This is a genomic window from Micromonospora sp. ATLC20 (assembly GCF_057196585.1).
In genome coordinates, this window is the sequence record NZ_JBXUOV010000005.1 from 52,823 (window position 1) to 69,005 (window position 16,183).

Here is a 16,183-nt window from a genome sequence, read left to right on the forward strand (position 1 = left end):
CCGACGCGGCGGCGGGCAGTGATGAGGTGAGGGCGGATGGCTCGGCGGGAGACCGCGCTACAGGCGGCGCACGGCCGGCTACGGCAGCTGATCGGCAGCGAGTTCCGGTCGGGGGAGAAGCTGCCCAACGAGCGGGACCTGGCCGAGCGTCTGGAGGTCAGTCGCGCGACCGTGCGCGAGGTGCTGGGGCAGCTCGTCGCCGAGGGGGTGGTCACCCGGACCTGGGGGATCGGCACCTTCGTGCACGACGACGCCGAACGGGTGCCGGTGTCCATCGGGGACGTCACCGCGCTGCGGGACCGGATCACCGCCTCGGGCCACCGTCCGACGCTTCAGGACGCGGCGGTCAGCCGGGCGAAGTGCCCGGCCGACTGCGCCCGCGTCCTCGGCCTGGAGCCGGACTCGCCGGTGTGGCGGGTCGACCGGCTCTTCGCCGTGGACGGGGTACCGGCGGCCTGGATCCGTGATCACCTGCCGCTGCGCTTCGACGGCCGTGACCTCGACCCGTCCGGGTTGCTCAGCATCGACCTGGACATGTTCGAGTTCCTGGCCAGCGCGACCGGCATGCCGGTGCGGCGGGCGGAGATCGAACTCTCCGCGGTGCTCGCCGACGAGGAGGCCACCGAGCGGCTCGGCGTGGCGATCGGACACCCGCTGGTCACCGCGACCCAGGTCGGTTACGGGACGGGCGGCGCGCCGCTGTTCCACGGCCACATCACGGTTCGCACCGACGTGTTGACCCTGCGGATCAGTCGCGGCGGGGAGCCGGAACCGGCCTCGCCGGCCGAGTAGACGGCGGCCCCGCGACCTCTCGGGTCGCGGGGCCGCCCCCGGCGCCGTGGGAAGGAACGCCGGAGTGTGGAGTGCCGGTCAGGCGAGCGTGCAGGGTGAGCCGTTGAGGCTGAACGAGCCGGGCCGGGCGGTGTTACCGGTGTGCGTGGCCTGGAAGCCGATGGTGGTCGAGCCGCGAGCCGGGATGACCGCGTTGTACGCGAGGTTGCGCGCGGTCACCTGACCCGAGGCGGGGGAGTAGGAGGCGTTCCAGCCCGAGGTGATGGTCTGGCCGCTGGGCAGCGTGAACGTCAGCGACCAGCCGTTCACCGCGGCGGTGCCGGTGTTGGTGATGGTGATGTTCTCGGTCAGCCCGTTGTTCCAGGCGTTCAGCTCGATGCTCACCGAGCAGGCGCCGGTGCCGGGCGGCGGGGTGGTCGGGACGGGCGTCGGCGAGAGGGTCGGACTCGGCGAGACGGTCGGGCTCGGCGACACCGTCGGGCTGGCCGTGGCGGTCGGGCTGGGCGTGCTGGTCAGGCCGAAGAACGCCACCGCGGCCGCGGCCATGCCGGCCGACGGCAGGCTGTGCCCGGCGCCCTGGATGCTGTACGCCTCGACCTGCACGGTGCCGGTGCCGTCGGCGTAGCGCCGCCGGTTCCAGCCGGACTGCGGGGTGTCGGTGGACGTGGGCGTCTGGCTGAGGCCGAACACGTTCGTCCACTGCTCGATCGTCTCCTGGAGCAGCGAGTACGGCACCAGCGTGTCGTTGGTGCCGTGCCACAACTGCACCCGGGGGCGGGGCCCGGTGTAGCCGGGGTACGCCTGGCGGACCGCGTCACCCCACTGCTGCGGGGTGCGGTTCATGTTCCCGCCGGTGCACTGGCTGGAGCCGGGGGGATAGTCGGCGGCGCCGGCGAAGCAGTTGAACGGCACGCCCATGAACGCCGCGCCGGCCTTGAAGACGTCCGGGTAGAGCGCCAGCATGTGGTTGGTCATCATGCCGCCGGACGAACTGCCGGTGGCGTAGACCCGGTCCGGGTCGGCGCCGTACTGCTGCTGGACGTAGCGGACCATCGAGATGAGCGACACCGGGTCGCTGCCGCCGCCGCGCCGCTTGGCCGCGTCGGACCAGGTGTCGAAGCAGTTGCCGAAGCCGGCCTGCTGGGTCGCGCTGGGGTAGATGACGATGAAGCCGTACCGGTCGGCCAGCCCGGCGAACTCGCTGCCGGAGTAGAAGCCGGGGCCGGAGCCGCCGCAGCCGTGCATGGCCACCACGGTGGCCGGCCGGGCCGGGCGGGTGTCCGGGACGTAGACGTGCATGCGCATCCGGCCGGGGTTGTCGCCGAAGCTGGTCACCTCGGTCAGCGACGCCGCGTACGCGGGTTGGACGGCGGGGATCACCAGGCCGGCCGCCACCAGCGACGCGGCCAGGGCCACCACCATCTTGGCTCTGATTCTCACGGAATCTCCTTCGATCGCCCTGTGCGGGCGGTGACGGGCGGGCGCGCGCCGCGCCGGCGGCCCGGACCGCCGCGGTGTCGCGTCTCGCCCATTGACGTGTCTCGCCCGGCCCGGCTCCGTCGTGTGGCACATAGTGTTCCCGCCGGACGCTGAAGTGTCAATCGATGCGCTCCGATGAGCTGCGGCGGCGTTCGTCTACAGTCGGTGCACCGTCCCTGAGCCGAGCCCGGAGCGCGCGTGGCAAACCCGTTCGACATCGAGGAGATCTACCCGGACGAGGGGCCCGCCGCGCGGCTGCCCCGGCGGCAGGCCGGCACCTCGCCGCAGAGCGTCGCGGTGACCCTGCTCGCCGACTACACGCTGCGCACCCGCGCCGACCTGCCGTCCGCGGCGATCGTCGCCCTGCTCGGCGAGGCCGGGGTGACGAGCGCCGGGGCGCGTACCGCGATCAGCCGGCTGGCCCGCCGGGGGGTGCTGGAGGGCAGCCGGCAGGGCCGCAACAGCTTCTACCGGCTCAGCCGCTCCGCCGCCGAGTACCTGTCCGCCGGCGGTAACTGGATCATCGCCTCCACGACCGACGTCCAGACGTGGGACGGATGCTGGACCGTCGTCGCCTTCTCGCTGCCGCAGGACCATGGGGCGCAACGCCGGGCGCTGCGCGGCCAGTTGCGCTGGCTCGGCTTCGCGCCGCTCTACGACGGGCTGTGGATCTCGCCGTACGAGCTGACCGCGCCCGCGCGGGCCCGGCTCGCCCCGCTCGCCCTCGGCGCGGTCACGGTGTTCCGGGGCCGGCAGGACGCGCTGGACGCGATCGGTCAGCGCGCCCCCGTGGACGCCTGGGACGTCGACGCGATCAGCGGACAGTACGAGGCGTTCCTGCGCCGGTGGACCCCGATGGTGTCGCGGCTCGGCACCGTCGGCGGCGCCGCGGCCGTGCGGGCCCGGACCGAGGTGATGGACACGTACCGGCGGTTCCCCACGCTCGACCCGCGACTGCCGCTGGAACTGCTCCCCGCCGGATGGCCGCGCCGGGCCGCCCGGGACCTGTTCGCGGCCGTCTACGACGGCCTGGCCGACGCCGCCGAGACCCACGTCCGGGCGGTCGTCGCGCGGTTCGCCGAGCCGGTGCCGCCGGGCATCCGGGCGCACACCACCGCCGACATGCTCGCCGGCATTCGCGAGGAGCGGCCATGCGCGTGACCATCTCCCTCGACGAGCTGCTCGGTGACGAGGTACGGCGTGACCCGTACCCGTTCTACGCCCGGCTGCACGAGGCGGGGGAGGCGGTCGCGCTGCGGCCCGCCGACCCGCACGCGCTCGTCGTGCACGGGTACGACGCGGTCAACCGGGTGCTGCGCGACCCGGTCTTCCGGGTGCTCGGCGCCGAGTACCTGGACCGGGCCGGCGTGCGCTGGCGCGAGCACCAGGTGATCCGGATCCTCCAGTCGTCGATGCTCAACGCCGCCGAGGGCGACCATCTTCGGGTCCGGCACCTGTTCTCCCAGGCGCTCACCCCGCGCCGGGTCGCCGCGCTGGAACCGGCCATCGGGCGCATCGCCGACGACCTGCTCGACGGGCTCGCCGCCGAGGGCGCGGACGGCCGGCCGGTCGACTTCATGGCGCGCTTCGCGCTGCGGCTGCCCAGTGACGTCATCGGTGAGCTGCTGGGCGTGCCGCAGGCGGACCGGGAGTGGTTCCCGTCCCGGGTCCGCGCGTTCGACGCGGTGCTGGAGATCGGCCGCCGGTCCATGCGCGAGGTCCGGGCCGCCAACGTGGCCGCGGCGGAGCTGACCGCGTACTTCACCGGCCTGGTCGCCGCGCGCCGGGCGGCGCCGCGCGACGACTTCGTCTCGGCGCTGCTGCGCGGCCTGGACGACGAACCCGGCCGGCTGACCTCCGACGAGCTGCTGGCCAACCTCATCATCATGTACAACGCCGGGTTCCGGACCACCGCGAACCTGCTCGGCAACGGGCTGGTGCTGCTCACCGAGCGGCCGGACGCCCGGGACGCGCTGCGCGCCGATCCGTCGCTGGCCGCGTCGTACGTCGAGGAGATCCTGCGGTACGAGCCGCCTGTGCACTTCGCGGTCCGCTACGCCGCCGAGGACGCCGAGGTCGCCGGTCTCCCGGTGGCGGCCGGCCGGACCGTGGTGGTGCTGACCGGCGCCGCGAACCGGGACCCGCGCCGCTTCCCCGACCCGGACCGGTTCGATCCGTCCCGCCCCGACAACCGGCACCTGGCGTTCAGCGCCGGGCCGCACTACTGCTTCGGGGCGACGCTGGCCCGCGCCGAGGGGCGGCTGGTGCTGCCCCGGCTGCTGGACCGCTTCCCGGCGCTGGCCGCCGAGCCCGGCCCGCGCCGCGCACTGATGCTGCGCGGGTACGACCGGCTACCGGTACGGCTGACCGGTCGGGCACCTTGCCAAACCAACCCGATCGAGTAAGGTCGATGCTACGCGGAGTGTCCGCTCCGCGCCTCACACGTTCCGTTGAGCAGGTCGAGCGCGCCGCCAGGACACCGTGGAAGGGAAACACCGGACATGACCGACGAGATCCGCGCGTTCCTCCTCGCCGCACTCACCGAGATGAAGTACGACGTCTCCGACGTCGACGACGACACCGTCTTCGGGCCCGCCGGGCTCGACGTGGACTCCCTCGGCCTGGCCGAGCTGGCCGTACGCGTGGAGGACCGGTTCGGGGTCGCCTTCGACGACGACGAGGCGGAGGACCTCGCCATGATGACCGTCGGCGAGTTCAGCCGGACGGTGGCGGCGCGCATCGCACCGGCCTCGGCGCACTGACCGATGTCGGGGCACGGCACCCGGCCGCGCGGCGTCCCGGCGCCCACGCCGGCGCGGCGGGTCCGGTGAGCGTGCGCGAACCGGTCACCGTCACCGGGATCGGACTGGTCAGCCCGGTCGGCGCGACCGCCGCCGAGGTGTTCGACGCGGTCTGCGACGGCCGGTCCGGGCTCACCCGGCCGCCGGCCGGCCATCCGCTGCACGGCGTCGTCGACGTCGCCGCGTTCGCCCCGGCGATCGACCCGGCGAGCGTGCTGCCCGGCCCGGAGTCCCGCGTCGTGGACCGGTCGATCGTGATGGTGCTGCGCGCCGCCGAGGACGCGCTCGCCGGCGCCGGACTGCGGATCGGCCAGGACGTCGATCCGTACCGGGTGGCGGTCGTCGTCTCCGGCGTCGGCGGCCTGTCCACGCTGGAGGAGCAGGTGCTCGCCCGCGCCGGGCGGGGCCGGTTCGGGGTCAGCCCGTACATGCTGCCCGGCACGCTGCCGAACATGGGCGCGGCCCGCATCGCGATCAAGTTCGGCATCCACGGCTACACGTCGTCGATCGGCACGGCGTGCGCGGCCGGGGCGCAGTCGATCGGGGAGGCGCTGCGCATCCTGCGCGCCGGCGAGGCGGACGTGGTGCTCGCCGGGTGCGCCGAGGCGCCGCTGTTCCCGACGTTCGCCGACGCGTTCGGCAACGCCCGCGCGCTCGCCCGCGGCTGGGCCGACCCGGCCGCCGCGAGCCGCCCCTTCGACCGCCGCCGCAACGGGCTCGTCCTCGGCGAGGGCGCCGGGGTGTTCGTCCTGGAACGCGCCGCGCACGCCGCCGCGCGCGGTGCCCACCGCCACGCCGACGTGCTCGGCTGGGGCGCCACGAACGATGCCCACCACCCGACCACGCCCCGCCCCGACGGCGCCGGCGCGGCCCGCTGCATGCGCATGGCCGTCCGCGACGCCGGGCTGCTGCCCGGCGACATCGGGTACGTCAACGCGCACGGCACCAGCACCCGGGCCGGGGACGCCGCCGAGCTGGCCGCGCTCGCCGAGGTCTACGGCGCCGCCCCGCCACCGCTGAGTTCGACGAAGGGCGTGACCGGGCACATGCTCGGGGTCTCCGGCGTGATCGAGGCGGCGATCGCGGTCGAGGCGCTGCGCCGCGGCCTGCTGCCGCCGACCCACAACCTGGACGACCCGGAGCGCGACGGCGAGGTCGACCACATCCGCGAGAAGGCGCGGGCGGTGGCGGTGGACGCGGTGCTGTCCAACTCGTTCGGCTTCGGCGGCCACAACGTGAGCCTCGTCCTGGCCCGCCCCGCCTGAGCGGCGGCGTGCCTCAGCGGAGCGTGATCACGGTCGCGGCGTCGTACGCGGCGACGGCGACGGTGAAGTGCGGGCGCAGCATCTCGGCCACGTAGTCGAGGTCGGCGACCAGCGGCACCGGCAGCAGGGCGCGCTGGTCCGGGCCGGTCCGGGTGGCAACCAGCTCGATCCGGTCGGCCTTGAGCAGCCCCCGGGTGAGGAACGCGGGCAGGTCCTCGGGGAGCAGGCACCGCCACATGTCGACGTTGACGATCAGGTCCAGCGCACCTGCCTTGAACTGCTGGAGCACGGTGCCGAGCAGGTGGGAGTTCGTCTCGCCGACCGGCGCGTCGTGGTCGTACGTGTGCGACCCGGCGCCCAGGTCCAGTGCGGACACGCCGTTGCCGACGACCAGCGCCGCGCTCGCCGCCAGCTCCTCGCGCAACGACGCGGGCAGCACGTCCGGCCGGCCCAGCCCACCGGCCCGGTACGCCTCGATGGCCTGGCCGTAGAGCCGGATCCGGCCCAGGTGCCGGCCGAACGTGTTGAGCCCGTACAGCACCTCGACGTCGTAGCGCAGGTGCTTGCGCAGCAGGTACTTCATGTTGTCCATCGAGGCGAGCCCGTTCGACGTCTTGCGGAAGTGCGGCAGGTGGTACGAGAGCGCGTCGACGTCCAGCCGGAACAGCTCCGCCGGGGCGCCGTGCAGGTGGAACACCCGGTAGAAGAAGTCGAGGTCCTCGAAGCCCCACTTCACCATCGCCTCGTCGAAGCCGCCGACCCGCCGGAACGACTCGTGGTCCACCGACGCGTTGTGGGTCAGGCCCAGCACCCAGGGCGCGCTCGGGAAGTCGTCCGTCCGCTGCGGGAGGGCGATGTCCTCCAACCGCGGGTCGCCGCGTTCGGCGTCGAGCATCGCCGGGGCGACCGGGTCGCCCCGGCGCAGCGCGTCCGCGCCGGCCCAGTCCAGGTCGTACCGCTGCCCGAGCAGCACCCCGGGCCGCCCGGCTCGCCCGGCGTGGAAGTCGCGGTGCCGCTTCAGCAGCCCGGGATGGGCCACCGTGTCGGCGTCCAGGAACATCAGCGTGTCCGCGCGGGCCCGGGCCGCCGCCGCGTTGCGGTTGGCGCTGCGGCCCCGGTTCCGCTCGCTGCGGACGTAGTCGATCCGCAGGCGGTCCCGGTAGGCGTCCACCACCGGGCCCAGTGCCACGGCCGAGCCGTCGTCGCCGACGATCACCTCGAAGTCGCCGGTCGGCAGCGTCTGCCGGGTCAGCGACCGCAGCGTCGCGTCGAGCGCGGAGCCGTTCTCGTGCGCGGGCACCACCACGCTCAGGCCGGGCCGGTCCACGTCTCGGCCTGCTCAGCGCGGGGTGGAGTTGGCGGTGATGTAGTCGGCCAGGTCGCCGAGCGTGGCCATCCGATCCTCGTCGAGTTCCTCGACGTCGATCTGGATCTCCAGCTCGTCCTCCAGCGACAGCAGCAGTTCCAGGCCGAGCGAGGAGCTGAGGCCGAGGTCGTCCATCAGCTGGGTCTGCTCGGTGACCGGCGCGTCCGGCCGGAGCATGCGGGTCAGCAGGACGGTCAGGCGGTCGACGACCTGGTCACGGGGCGGCGCGTCGGCCGGCGCGTCGTGTTCTAGCACCGGGCGTCCCACGAGTCGATCATGCGCGTCGGCATGGAGTCATCAGAGCAGGGGACATCGGCAGGTGTCAACGGGTGCGGCGAGCGTCACCGATCGTGACCGAGGCCGACGCGGCACTCGACGGCGTACGGCCGGTCGCCGGCGAGCGCGACCGCCACCGCGTACCCGGCGGGTGTGGGCAGGTCGGCGAGCCGGTTCGGGCCGGTCGGCTCGACGCACTCGACCACGTCGACCCGGTGCACCGGCACGGCGAGGTTGGGCCACAGCCGGCCCCCGGCCGCCTTGACCGCCGCCTCCTTGCGCGCCCACAGCCGGGTGAACCGGAGTGCCCGGCCGGCCGGGTCCGGTCCGGCGGCGACGTGCCGGGCCTCCCGCGGGTCGAAGAAGCGCGCGGACGCCGACACCGGGTCACCACCCGGCGCGACGTGCTGGATGTCCACCCCGACCGGGCGGCCCTCGCTGAGCGCGACCGCCACCAGGTCGCCGGAGTACGACAGGCTCGTGTGCAGGCCGCTCCACCGGCCGGTCAGCGCCGGTTTGCCGTACCGGCCCCGGCGCCAGGTGAGCGCCGCCGGTGGCGCACCGGTGGCCCGCCCGGCCAGGACGCGCAGCGCGCCGTGCGCCACCGTGAACCGGTCCCGCAGCGCCCCGGCGCCGAGCCGGGCGGCCCGGTCCCGCTCGTCCGCGTCGAGCACCGCCCGGTACCGGGCCAGCTCGTCCGCCGGCACCGCCACCGCGACGATCCAGACCCGGACGGCGTCCCGCATGGACGGCAGCGTAACCGTGCGCCGTCACGTTGACACATACCGATGCGCGTTGCTCTGATGAGCGGGTGTTCGCGCAGACGGTCCAGGCCCAGGTTCCCGTGGCGTTCGCCGGGCCGGGCGCCGGCACCGCGCCCCTGACCTGGGGGCAGAAGGCCATCATGCAGGACATGCGGGAGACCGGCTGGACGCACAACGTCAGCGGCGCCCACCCGATGCCCCCGGGTGTCACGATCGAGCAGGTGGTGGCCGAGTTCGCCGCGTTGATGGCCCGGCACCCGGCGTTGCGGATGCGGCTCGGCGCGGGCGACGGCGGCGGCCCGTGCCAGGTCGTGTCGGGGAGCGGCGAGACGGTCCTGGACGTGGTGGACGTGCCCGACGACGCGGACCCGGCCGACGTGGCCGCGTTCGCCTACGACCTGGGCCACGCCCGCCTGCTCAGCCACTACGACCTCTACCGGGACTGGTCGGTGAGGATGGCGGTGATCCGGCACCGCGGCGCGCTGGTGCACCGGGTGCTGACTATCGACCACCTCGTGGTGGACGGCACCGCCACGTCCCTCATCCTGGCCGACCTCGGCCTGGCCGGCCGGCCGGTCCGCCGGGTAGCCGACCCGCGTACCGTGCAGATCCTCGAACTGGGCCGGCGGGAGGAGACGCCGCCGCTGCGCCGGCTCAGCGACCGGGCCGTGCGCCACTGGGCCGAACACCTGCGGGACGTCCCGCCGCTGACGTTCGGCGAGCCGGCGGCCGGTGGGCGCCGGGGCCACCGGTACTGGCACGGCCGGTTCAGCTCGCCCGCGGCGTACCTGGCGGTGCGGGCCATCGCGGCGCGGACCCGCACGGACACCTCGCGCGTGCTGCTCGCGGTCATCGCGATCGCGATCGGCCGGGCCACCGGCGTCAGCCCGCTCACCGCCAAGCTCATCGTCGGCAACCGGTTCCGGCCGGGCTTCGCCGAGGCCATCGCCCCGCTCAGCCAGAACGGCGTGCTGCGCGTCGACACCGCGGACTCCACTGTGGACGAGGTGGTGGCGCGCGCCCGCCGAGCCGCCGTCTCCGCCGGGAAGTACGCCTACTACGACCCGGCGCAGCTCGCCGAGGTCTCGGACCGGCTGGACGCCGAACGCGGGTACCCGGCCCGGATCAGCTGCCGGATCAACGACCGGCGGGTGAGCACCCGGCAGGCGGCCGACGACGGGCTGCACGACGACCCGGTGACCGCCGAGCGGATCCGCCGCCGGGCCGACGAGACGTTCCTGGTCTGGGACGGCCCGCTGGACCACCTGCCCGAGCAGGTCTTCATCACCGTCGAGGACCAGCCGGAGACGGTCCACCTCCAGGTCATCTTCGACTTCGGCTGCTTCACCGAGGAGCAGGCGGAACGGCTGCTGCGCGGCGTGGAGGAGGTTGCGGTGGAGGCGGCGCTCGACCCCGCCGCGCCGACCCGGGTCGTCCCCGGGTCGACGGGCGGCTGACCGGTCACCGGTCCCAGGTCACCGGCAGCGACTCCAGGCTGCGCACCACCAGCCCCGGCCGGAACCGCAGCTTCGCCTCGTCGACAGCGAGCCGCAGCCCCGGCAGTCGCCGCAGCAGCGCACCCAGCGCCTCCTGCAACTCCATCCGGGCCAGCGCCGCGCCCAGGCAGTGGTGCGGGCCGGCGCCGAACGCCAGGTGCGGGTTGTGCACGCGGCCCAGGTCGAGCGTGTCCGCGCCCGGGAACACCGTGGCGTCCCGGTTGGCCGACGCGATCGCCGGCAGCACGGCGGCGCCGGCCGGCAGGCGTACGCCGCCCAGCTCCACCTCCTCGGTCGTGACCCGGGGCAGCAGCACCCCGTTGTCGCCGAGCTGGATGAAGCGGGACAGCTCCTCGACCGCCCGGGCCACCGCCACCGGATCGTCGCCGCGCAGCCCGGCGAGCTGCTCGGGATGGCGGGCCAGCACCAGCAGGAACAGGTTGAGCTGGTTGGTGGTGGTCTCGTGCCCGCCCACGAAGATTCCGGCGGTGACCGACACCAGCTCCCGTTCGGTCAGGTCGTCGTGGTCGTCCCAGACCGCGATGAGCGCGCTCATCAGGTCGTCGCCGGGCTCGCGGCGCCGCTGGTCGATCAGCTCGCGGAACGCCTCCAGCGCCGCCCGCGGCGCGTCCGGGTCGGCGTCCCAGTCGCCGACGAGCGCGTCCGACCACCGGCGTACCCGCTCCCGGTCCCGCTCCGGGATGCCGAACAGCGTGCTGATCACGGAGATCGGCAGGGGACCGGAGACGTGCGTGATCAGGTCGGCGGGCGGGCCGGCCGCCTCCAGGTCGTCGATCATCCGGTCGACCAGCGCCGCGACCGTCGGGCGCAGCTCCTCCACCCGGCGGACGGTGAACGCGTGCGAGACGGCCCGGCGCATCGTGGTGTGCCGCGGCGGGTCCATCCCGATCAGCGAGTCCTCGGCGAGCGAGCCGAGTTCCCGGGTCGGGCGGTCCGGGCCGGCCGCGGCGGCCCGGCTGAACCGCTGGTCGGTGAAGACCCGGCGCACGTCGGCGTGCCGGGTGGCCAGGTACGCGCACGCCCCGTCGGGCAGCTCGACCCGGGCCACCGGGCACGACTCGCGCATCCGGGTGTAGTCCGGCGACGGGTGGTAGATCGTCGGAGCCGGCGCGAGCGGGTACGGGATGGCGGGTGGGTCCTGCGTCATCTGCGACTCCTCAGATCGGGCCGCCCCGGGCCAGAGCGGCGAGCGTCGGCACCAGGTCGGCGGGGGCGGGCATGGCGCGGACCCGGTCACGCATCAGCGCCGCCGCCCGCCGCCGGGGCCCGTCGCCGACCAGCTCGGCGACGTGGTCCCGGACCGCGTCGGCGGTGGCCCGCTCGCCCGCCAGCCACGTGCCCGCGCCGGCGACCGCCAGCCTCCCGGCGTTGAAGTGCTGGTCGCTGACCTGGGGCAGGACGAGCTGCGGCACGCCGTACGCGAGCGCGGTCATGGTGGTGCCGGCCCCGCCCTGCTGCACGAGCGCGGCGCAGGTGGGCAGCACCAGGCGTACCGCCAGCGGCCCGTCGACCAGGCGGACCCGGGCCGGCAGCGGACCCAGCCCCTCGTGCTGGCGCGGTTCGACCACCACGACGACCTCCACGTCGAGCCCGGCCACCGCGCGGATCACCCCGCCCAGGTCGAGCCGGTCGTGCAGCCCGGCACCGGCCATCATGGTGCCCGCCGTGACGCACACGCGGGGCCGGTCCGCCGGGCGGCGCAGCCAGTCCGGCACCACTGCCGGACCGTTGTACGGCACGAACCGAACCGGGCGGCCGGGGCGCCGCATCGGCACCTGCATCGGCGGCGGCACCGGGTCGAGCGTCAGGACGCCGTCCAGCGGCACGTCGGCGGCGCGCAACCCGAACCGGGCGGCCAGCGGCCCGACCACCTCGTCCGGGTCCAGGCGCAGCGTGGTCGAGGAGTCCGGCCCCCACAGGTTCAGCACACCCGGCACGCCCAGCGCGGCGGCGGCCACCGGCGCGGCCAGGTTGAACGGCTCCCAGAGGACCAGGTCCGGCCGCCAGGACCGGCCGTACGAGACCATGTCGTCGAGGACGGCGTCGGCGAACCGGACCACCCCGCCGTCGGCGGTGATCGCCGGCTCGACGGCGCCGGCCGGCGCGGAACCGGCGAGCGGGGCCACCGCGCCGATCCGGCCGGCGAACGCCTCGGCGAAGTCGACGTCCGCGCCCAGCGGTACGGCGGCGAGCCCGGCCGCGCTGATCGTGGCGGCCATCGACGGGTGACTCGCCACCCGTACCTCGTGACCGGCGGCCTGCAACGCCCAGCCGAGCGGGACCAGGCTGTAGAAATGCGACCGCCAGCCCCACGTCGACATCAGAATTCGCAGCGGCGCAGTCAAATCCCACCAATCCGCGCGGCGAAACGGCAGCCCTGGAGAACCGATGCTAGGGGATCGACACCGGTACGCGGAAGGCCGCGAACGCACGCGGCGGATATTGACGCCGGACTAACCGATGCTGGACTCTTAGCCGATGTCCGAGGTGGACCGCGATCAGCCGCCCGGCGGCCCGGTGACAGTCAATTCCGGGCTGCGTTCCTATCCGTTCGAACCGTTCACCGGTGACCTTCCCGCCGAGCTGCTGGAGATGGTCGTCGCCGAGCCGGTCAGCCGGGTTCGGCTGCCCGACGGGCGGGCGGCCTGGCTCGTGCTCGGCTACGAGCACTGCTGCACCGTCCTGGCCGACCCCCGCTTCTCCCGGCTGCCGCTGGGCGCGACGGCGACACCGGACGGCGGCGGTCACCGGGAGCTGAACATGGACGGCCCGGCGCACGCCGTGGTGCGGCGGGTGGCCGGCCGCGCGTTCACCGCCCGGCGCACGGGGACGTTCCGGCCCCGGGTGCAGCGGCTGGTGGACGAGCTGGTCGACGCCATGCTCGCCGGTCCGCGTCCGGCCGACGTGGTGGCCGGACTGGTGGCGCCGCTGCCGGTGCTCGTGGTGTGCGACGTACTCGGCGTCCCGGCCGCCGACCGGCCCCGGTTCTACGCCTGGATCGAGGGGCTCAACTCGGTCACCGCGTACGGCTCGGCCGCCGCCGCGACCGCGCAGGCCGAGCTGCGGGACTACCTGGCCGGGCAGCTGGCGCGCAAGCGGGCCGAGCCCGGCGACGACCTGCTCTCGGCCTGGGTCCGCGGCGGCGGCGCGCACGAGCTGGTCGACGCCGAACTGGTCGAGCTGGCCATGGGCGTGCTGCTGGGCGGGCTGGAGATCAATTCGACGAGCGCGGGCCTGCGCGCGTTGTTCCAGCACCCGGAGCAGCTGGCGAAGCTGCGCGCCGCGCCGGGCAAGCTCGCCGCGGCCACCGACGAGATCCTGCGCTACACGTCGGTGAGTGCCATGTTCCGGGTGCAGGTGGTTCGCGAGGACCTGGTCCTCGGCGGGGTCGCGATGCGGGCCGGCGACTGCGTGATGGCGATCCCGTGGGCCGGCAACCGCGACCCCCGGTTCTTCCCCGAGCCGAACGTCTTCGACATCGACCGCCGGCCCGGCGTACCGCACCTGACCTTCGGCTTCGGGCCGCACTTCTGCCTCGGCACGGCGCTGGGCCGGATGCAGGTGGAGCTGTCGCTCGGGGCGCTGCTGACCCGGATGCCGGCGCTGTCGCCGGCCGTGCCGCTGGCGGAGATCCCGTGGCGGCACGACCGGATGAACGGCGGCATCGCCTCCTTCCCGGTCACCTGGTGACCGGCGGTCAGTAGCTCTCCACCGCGTTGACCCGGCCCGGCCAGTAGCGCTCGCCGGGTGCCGGCACGTAGTGCTCCCACCGGGGCTCGTCGCCGGTCGGGTGGTCGCCGAGCACGGTGATCCGCTGCCCGCGCCGCAGCCCGTCGTAGTCGTTCACGGCGTAGTGCTGGGTGACCCGGTTGTCCCACACCGCGACGTCCCCGGTCCGCCACCGGTAGCGGCAGGTGAACTGGGGACTCTCGGAGAAGGTGAACAGGTGCTCCAGCAGCGCGTCGCTCTCGTTGCGGGTCAGCTGCGGGATGTGCGACGTGAACAGCCGGTTGACGTACAGCGAGCGGCGCCCGGTCTCCGGGTGCACCCGGACCACCGGGTGTTCGGCCCGGCTGGTGAACTCGGTGCCGATCCGGATGACGTGGATGGCGGTCAGCCCGTCGAGCAGGTCCCGCATCGGCGCGGAGAGCGCCTCGTAGACCCGGTACTGGTTGGTCCACATGGTGTCGCCGCCGACCTCGGGCAGCTGGATCAGGTGCAGGATCGAGGCGATCGGCGGGCTCTGGTGGAACGTCATGTCGGTGTGCCAGACGTCGACCTTGCCGCCGTCGGCGGAGTCGATGACGACGATCTCCGGGTGCCCGTCCAGCCGGGGCAGGTACGGGTGCAGCTCCACCTCGCCGAAGCGGCGGCCGAACGCGACGTGCGCCTGCGGCGTCAGCCCGGTCTGGCCGGCGAGGAAGACCACCTGGTGCTTGAGCAGCAGGTCGTGGATCAGCGCGAAGCCCTCGTCGGTGAGCGCGTTCAGGTCGATGCCGTGGACCTCGGCGCCCAGCGCGCCGGAGACGAGCCGGACCTCGGCCGCGATGGATGTGGTCATCGATGATCCCTCCGGTCTGCGCACCTCGGCTGGCCCGCGAATTGTTCCACGTCCATGAATGTCCTCACCAGCCGTCGTCGTTGACTCACCCGCCGTACGCCTGGAAGCATGCGCACCGGCGGGGGCGGCGGTGCCGGCCCGCGACGCGGGAGGAGGCGCCGGTGTCGATCGATGCCCCGATCGAGGGTGACGCGAGGGAGCGGCTCGACCGGCTCACCGACCTGGCCACCCCGTTCGCGGTGCGCACGGCGGTGACGCTGCGCGTGCCGGACCGGATCGCCGCGGGCGTCACCGGTCTGGGTGAGCTGGCCGACGCCTGCGGCGCGGACGCCGCCGCACTGGGCCGCCTGCTGCGCTACCTCGTGCACCGGGGCGTGTTCGTCGAGGTGTCGCCGGACGTGTTCGGCCTGACCGACGTCGGCGAGCTGCTCTGCGACCGCGACGGCGGCGGCCACGGCGCCTACCTGGACCTCGCCGGGCTCGGCGCGCGGATGGACCTGGCCTGGACGGGCCTGCCGCACGCGATCCGCACCGGCGGGCCCGGCTACCGGGAGGTGCACGGGCGTGACTTCTGGGCCGACCTCGACGCCCACCCGGACCACCGGGCCTACTTCGACGCGCTGATGCTCAGCCAGCAGCGGTTCACCGCGCCGGAGGTCGCCGCGCTCTACCCCTGGCACGAGGCCGGCCACGTGGTCGACGTGGCCGGCGGCGCGGGCGGGCTGCTGCGGGAGGTGCTGGGCGCCCATCCGCACCTGCGGGGCACGCTCGTCGACCGCGACGAGCCGGTGGCCACCGCCGCCGCGACGTTCGCCGCGTGCGGGCTGGCCGACCGGGCCGAGACCGTGGTCGGGGACTTCTTCGCCCCGCTGCCGCCCGGCGCCGACGTGTACGTGGTCTCCCGCGCGCTCACCGACTGGAGCGACGCCCACGCCACCGCGATCCTGCGGCGCTGCGCCGAGGCGGCCGGGACCACCGGCCGGGTGCTCGTCATCGAGGTGCTGCCGACGATGCCGCACGTGCCGCACCTGTCGCCGTACGACCTGCGGATGCTGGTGCTCGTCGGCGGCCGGGAGCGCGGGGTGCCGGAGTTCGCCGCGCTGGCAGCCGCCGCGGGGCTGACGCCCCGGCGCACCTACCACGGCACCGACGGGCTGACGCTCATGGAGTTCGCCGCCGGCGCCTGACCCGGCCGGGCGGGTCGTACCTGTCCGGTGCCGTCCCGTGCGCCCGAACATTGACGTATATGCATCGACATGGCGGCCGTGGGTCAAACGGCGGATTTCTCGGTGCTTCGGGCAATGTGCTGAAGAATGCTGTCACGACATTTGCGGCCACCCATGTCCATGCGCATTTATCAAT

15 protein-coding genes are annotated in these 16,183 nt (G+C 74.3%); 8 read left to right on the forward strand and 7 right to left on the reverse strand.

Going from position 1 to position 16,183, the window contains the following annotated elements:
* Window positions 1-36: 36 nt before the first annotated feature.
* Window positions 37-792, forward strand: a complete 756-nt coding sequence (locus AC2CHG_RS02610; RefSeq protein WP_194799048.1) for a GntR family transcriptional regulator — start codon at window positions 37-39, stop codon at window positions 790-792.
* A 78-nt stretch (window positions 793-870) separates the two neighbouring features.
* Here AC2CHG_RS02610 and AC2CHG_RS02615 read toward each other — a convergent pair whose 3' ends face one another.
* The gene (locus AC2CHG_RS02615) at window positions 871-2,232 is read right to left on the reverse strand and encodes an extracellular catalytic domain type 1 short-chain-length polyhydroxyalkanoate depolymerase (protein WP_262011945.1); all 1,362 of its coding nucleotides are present in this window, start codon (window positions 2,230-2,232) and stop codon (window positions 871-873) included.
* A 237-nt stretch (window positions 2,233-2,469) separates the two neighbouring features.
* Between AC2CHG_RS02615 and AC2CHG_RS02620 the strand changes: the two genes are divergently transcribed.
* The 4 genes from AC2CHG_RS02620 (at window position 2,470) to AC2CHG_RS02635 (ending at window position 6,337) form a co-directional block, all read left to right on the forward strand.
* Window positions 2,470-3,432 carry a PaaX family transcriptional regulator gene (locus AC2CHG_RS02620; RefSeq protein ID WP_355509853.1) on the forward strand — a complete coding sequence of 321 codons (963 nt, stop codon included), beginning with the start codon at window positions 2,470-2,472 and terminating at the stop codon, window positions 3,430-3,432.
* Window positions 3,423-4,676: a cytochrome P450 gene (locus AC2CHG_RS02625; protein WP_355509850.1), complete on the forward strand. Its 1,254-nt coding sequence runs from the start codon at window positions 3,423-3,425 to the stop codon at window positions 4,674-4,676. Before AC2CHG_RS02620 ends, AC2CHG_RS02625 begins: the two co-directional genes overlap by 10 nt.
* A gap of 96 nt (window positions 4,677-4,772) precedes the next feature.
* Window positions 4,773-5,033: an acyl carrier protein gene (locus tag AC2CHG_RS02630; RefSeq protein WP_013286876.1), complete on the forward strand. Its 261-nt coding sequence runs from the start codon at window positions 4,773-4,775 to the stop codon at window positions 5,031-5,033.
* A 65-nt stretch (window positions 5,034-5,098) separates the two neighbouring features.
* A complete protein-coding gene (locus AC2CHG_RS02635) occupies window positions 5,099-6,337 on the forward strand; it encodes a beta-ketoacyl-[acyl-carrier-protein] synthase family protein (protein WP_262011942.1) in 1,239 nt (412 codons plus the stop codon).
* A gap of 13 nt (window positions 6,338-6,350) precedes the next feature.
* Here AC2CHG_RS02635 and AC2CHG_RS02640 read toward each other — a convergent pair whose 3' ends face one another.
* The 3 genes from AC2CHG_RS02640 to AC2CHG_RS02650 form a co-directional block, all read right to left on the reverse strand.
* The gene (locus AC2CHG_RS02640; RefSeq protein WP_262011941.1) at window positions 6,351-7,664 is read right to left on the reverse strand and encodes a glycosyltransferase family 2 protein; all 1,314 of its coding nucleotides are present in this window, start codon (window positions 7,662-7,664) and stop codon (window positions 6,351-6,353) included.
* A 12-nt stretch (window positions 7,665-7,676) separates the two neighbouring features.
* A complete protein-coding gene (locus tag AC2CHG_RS02645; RefSeq protein WP_232236583.1) occupies window positions 7,677-7,970 on the reverse strand; it encodes a phosphopantetheine-binding protein in 294 nt (97 codons plus the stop codon).
* Between the two features lie 74 nt (window positions 7,971-8,044).
* On the reverse strand, window positions 8,045-8,725 hold the full coding sequence (locus AC2CHG_RS02650) for a 4'-phosphopantetheinyl transferase family protein (protein WP_262011940.1): 681 nt from the start codon (window positions 8,723-8,725) through the stop codon (window positions 8,045-8,047).
* A 65-nt stretch (window positions 8,726-8,790) separates the two neighbouring features.
* On the opposite strand from AC2CHG_RS02650, the gene AC2CHG_RS02655 reads away from it, so the two are divergent.
* Window positions 8,791-10,200: a condensation domain-containing protein gene (locus AC2CHG_RS02655; RefSeq protein WP_484524080.1), complete on the forward strand. Its 1,410-nt coding sequence runs from the start codon at window positions 8,791-8,793 to the stop codon at window positions 10,198-10,200.
* A gap of 4 nt (window positions 10,201-10,204) precedes the next feature.
* On the opposite strand, the gene AC2CHG_RS02660 is transcribed toward AC2CHG_RS02655, so the two are convergent.
* Both AC2CHG_RS02660 and AC2CHG_RS02665 read right to left on the reverse strand, forming a co-directional pair.
* Window positions 10,205-11,407 (reverse strand): cytochrome P450, encoded by a 1,203-nt coding sequence (locus tag AC2CHG_RS02660; protein WP_484524081.1) that lies wholly within the window; start codon window positions 11,405-11,407, stop codon window positions 10,205-10,207.
* 10 nt (window positions 11,408-11,417) lie between these two features.
* Window positions 11,418-12,581, reverse strand: coding sequence for a nucleotide disphospho-sugar-binding domain-containing protein (locus AC2CHG_RS02665; protein ID WP_262011937.1), 1,164 nt, complete (start codon window positions 12,579-12,581; stop codon window positions 11,418-11,420).
* 157 nt (window positions 12,582-12,738) lie between these two features.
* Here AC2CHG_RS02665 and AC2CHG_RS02670 point away from each other — a divergent pair, with 157 nt between their 5' ends.
* Entirely contained in the window at window positions 12,739-13,950 is a 1,212-nt protein-coding gene (locus AC2CHG_RS02670) for a cytochrome P450 (RefSeq protein WP_262011936.1), read from the forward strand.
* Window positions 13,951-13,957: 7 nt separating this feature from the next.
* Here the strand turns inward: AC2CHG_RS02670 and AC2CHG_RS02675 are convergent, their stop codons facing one another.
* Complete coding sequence (locus tag AC2CHG_RS02675) at window positions 13,958-14,821, reverse strand: TauD/TfdA dioxygenase family protein (protein WP_262011935.1); 864 nt, start codon at window positions 14,819-14,821, stop codon at window positions 13,958-13,960.
* Between the two features lie 161 nt (window positions 14,822-14,982).
* On the opposite strand from AC2CHG_RS02675, the gene AC2CHG_RS02680 reads away from it, so the two are divergent.
* Window positions 14,983-16,008 (forward strand): methyltransferase, encoded by a 1,026-nt coding sequence (locus tag AC2CHG_RS02680; protein WP_262011934.1) that lies wholly within the window; start codon window positions 14,983-14,985, stop codon window positions 16,006-16,008.
* Window positions 16,009-16,183: the final 175 nt, after the last annotated feature.

Bases quoted from the DNA above. Each gene is read 5' to 3' on its own strand.
- AC2CHG_RS02625 (WP_355509850.1), top strand. From the start codon at position 3,423: ATGCGCGTGACCATCTCCCTCGACGAGCTGCTCGGTGACGAGGTACGG.
- AC2CHG_RS02670 (WP_262011936.1), top strand. From the start codon at position 12,739: ATGTCCGAGGTGGACCGCGATCAGCCGCCCGGCGGCCCGGTGACAGTC.
- AC2CHG_RS02650 (WP_262011940.1), bottom strand. From the start codon at position 8,725: ATGCGGGACGCCGTCCGGGTCTGGATCGTCGCGGTGGCGGTGCCGGCG.
- AC2CHG_RS02610 (WP_194799048.1), top strand. From the start codon at position 37: ATGGCTCGGCGGGAGACCGCGCTACAGGCGGCGCACGGCCGGCTACGG.
- AC2CHG_RS02675 (WP_262011935.1), bottom strand. From the start codon at position 14,821: ATGACCACATCCATCGCGGCCGAGGTCCGGCTCGTCTCCGGCGCGCTG.
- AC2CHG_RS02660 (WP_484524081.1), bottom strand. From the start codon at position 11,407: ATGACGCAGGACCCACCCGCCATCCCGTACCCGCTCGCGCCGGCTCCG.
- AC2CHG_RS02630 (WP_013286876.1), top strand. From the start codon at position 4,773: ATGACCGACGAGATCCGCGCGTTCCTCCTCGCCGCACTCACCGAGATG.
- AC2CHG_RS02665 (WP_262011937.1), bottom strand. From the start codon at position 12,581: ATGTCGACGTGGGGCTGGCGGTCGCATTTCTACAGCCTGGTCCCGCTC.